Consider the following 2,592-nt stretch of genomic DNA (forward strand, 5'->3'; position numbering starts at 1 on the left):
GTAATACCTGTTTTTGAATAGTTTTGATGTGAATAGCGCCATGGCAAAAGTATTGGCCGCATGCGAGGAGACAAAACCAAAGGTTCCGCCTCTGTATCCTCTGACAGTATGAACCATATCGCCTATTTCAGGGTTGTGGGTGGGCCGGAATCTCTCAAATACTTCCTTGAATCCTTTAACCGATATCTGATCGGAAAGGGTGATCAGCAAAGCGATAAACAGAAGCGTTGCAATGGCATTCCATTTATAGCGCCATATCATAACAAAAATCAATATCCCGTAAAACGGATACCAGAATTCCTTGTCGCTGATATACCACATGATGGTATCCCATGTAGGGGAGTGGAGGCTGTTGAGAAAGAGAAAAAGTCGGGTATCGAGATCTAGCAATGTTTCCAGCATATACGTTTGTTTTTTCGGTTATTGATTGATTGCTTCCCATATAAGGTCTTTCATACGGCTGATCCCATAGTTGGTAACCGATGAAATAAATACGTAAGGGAGGTCGGGAAGATCCTGTTCCATTAGCTCCATGAGTTCCCGGTCCAGAAGATCCGACTTGGAAATAGCGAGGATTCTTTGTTTATCCAGTAATTCGGGATTGTATTGTTTGAGTTCATTGAAGAGGGTGTTGTATTCTTCACGGATATTCTTACTGTCCGAAGGAACCATAAACAGGAGCACCGAGTTTCTTTCAATATGGCGCAGAAAACGCAGCCCCAGCCCTTTTCCCTGATGAGCGTTTTCAATGATCCCGGGAATATCCGCCATCACAAATGATTTGTCCTCACGATATTTAATAAGGCCCAGGTTGGGTTCGAGTGTAGTAAATGGATAATCGGCAATTTTTGGTTTGGCAGCCGATATGCTTGAAAGAAGCGTGGATTTTCCTGCGTTGGGATATCCTACCAGGCCAACGTCGGCAAGTATTTTCAGTTCCAGTATATACCAGCCTTCCTGCCCTTCCTCTCCCGGCTGTGCTGTACGGGGTGTCTGGTTGGTGGGTGATTTAAAATGGGCATTGCCCAATCCTCCTTTGCCTCCTTCCAGGAGAATTTTCTCCTCCCCGTCTTTAACCACCTCGCAGATTTTTTCGCTGCTATCCGCTTTTTTGGCAACGGTTCCCAGGGGCACTTCGATAATTCTGTCCTTACCGCTTGCACCGGTGCTTTGCGATCCGCCTCCGGGCCGGCCGTTTTCAGCAATGATGTGTTTGTTGTATTTCAAGTGCAGAAGGGTCCATAACTGGCTGCTGCCCCTAAGAATAATGTGCCCTCCTCTGCCGCCGTCACCGCCGTCCGGACCTCCCTTGGGTACAAACTTTTCGCGGCGAAAATGTACCGATCCTGCGCCACCCTTCCCTGAGCGCATATAAATTTTAACGAAGTCTACAAAATTGGATTTCTCCATGGGCTGCCTTTCAATGTCCTTCTTTTCTATTGCGATACAACCTTGTATATATCCCGGTAATTTCTACCCAAACCGTTATAGTCAAGTCCATAGCCAATGATAAAATCGTTGGGCACTTCCATGCCCACATAATCAAGGGTGATCTCCCCGTTGAAAATTTCCGGTTTTAAAAGCAGAGTGGCTATCTTCATCTCTCTGGGCTGAAATGCCTCTACCTGATCTGTTACTTGCTTGATGGTTAAGCCGGAATCTACTATGTCTTCAAGGACAATGACATTTTTATCCTTCAGATCTTCGTTGATGCCAATCAGCTTTTTTACTGTTCCTGAGGTTGATGTGCCCTGATAGGAAGCAAACTTAACAAAGGATAAATAACTATTGATATTCAATTCCTTGAACAGATCTGCCGTGAACATGAATGCGCCGTTCAGAATACTTAAGAAGATCGGAGTTTCTTTATCCTTAAAGTCTTCATTGATCTGAGCGGCTATTTTCCTGACCGACTCATAAATGGATTCATAATGAATGGAAACCCGAAATTCTTTATCTTTGATCCTGATTTTATCCATAAGCGTAAATTTGTATTATTTTTGAGAAAACTTCAGATGCAAATTAAGGAATTAAGTCTATTTTTTAAAAATTAAAAATTGAAAAATGTTATGGAGCCAAAAGTAAGCATTATTATGGGCAGTACCTCCGATTTGGAGATCATGAAAAAAACTGCCGATTTACTGGATGAATTCAAGATACCTTTTGAGTTGAATGCACTTTCAGCACACAGGACACCCGAAAAAGTCATGCAATTTGCCAGGGAAGCTCATGGTAGAGGAGTTAAGGTAATCGTCGCCGGCGCAGGAGGTGCGGCGCACCTGCCGGGCGTTATTGCCTCGATGACACCGCTCCCGGTGATCGGAGTACCTATTCGCTCTTCTATCTCGCTCGACGGTTGGGATTCTGTGCTTTCGATTCTTCAGATGCCACCAGGCATCCCGGTGGCTACAGTAGGCACGGACGCCTCCAGAAATGCAGCCATATTGGCTACCCAGATCCTGGCCCTGACCGATGAGAACATCATGAAAACCATGGAAAATTACAAAGCCGGCCTGGTGCAAAAAATCAGCAAAGCCAACGACGACCTGGCGGAGGTGAAGTATGAATATAAGACAAACTGAGGCAAAGAGC

4 protein-coding genes are annotated in these 2,592 nt (G+C 44.8%); 1 reads left to right on the forward strand and 3 read right to left on the reverse strand.

The window, feature by feature from the left end:
- The 3 genes from KGY70_20655 to hpt all read right to left on the reverse strand — a co-directional run.
- Positions 1-402: phosphatase PAP2 family protein (locus KGY70_20655; protein MBS3777617.1), on the reverse strand; the 402-nt coding region annotated here is incomplete at its 3' end.
- 18 nt (positions 403-420) lie between these two features.
- Positions 421-1,410, reverse strand: coding sequence for a GTPase ObgE (obgE, locus tag KGY70_20660; protein MBS3777618.1), 990 nt, complete (start codon positions 1,408-1,410; stop codon positions 421-423).
- 26 nt (positions 1,411-1,436) lie between these two features.
- Positions 1,437-1,979, reverse strand: a complete 543-nt coding sequence (gene hpt / locus KGY70_20665) for a hypoxanthine phosphoribosyltransferase (protein ID MBS3777619.1) — start codon at positions 1,977-1,979, stop codon at positions 1,437-1,439.
- A 90-nt stretch (positions 1,980-2,069) separates the two neighbouring features.
- Between hpt and purE the strand changes: the two genes are divergently transcribed.
- Complete coding sequence (gene purE, locus KGY70_20670) at positions 2,070-2,582, forward strand: 5-(carboxyamino)imidazole ribonucleotide mutase (GenBank protein ID MBS3777620.1); 513 nt, start codon at positions 2,070-2,072, stop codon at positions 2,580-2,582.
- Positions 2,583-2,592 lie beyond the last annotated feature (10 nt).

Source organism: Bacteroidales bacterium (assembly GCA_018334875.1).
Taxonomy (GTDB): Bacteria; Bacteroidota; Bacteroidia; order Bacteroidales; family UBA12077; genus JAGXLC01.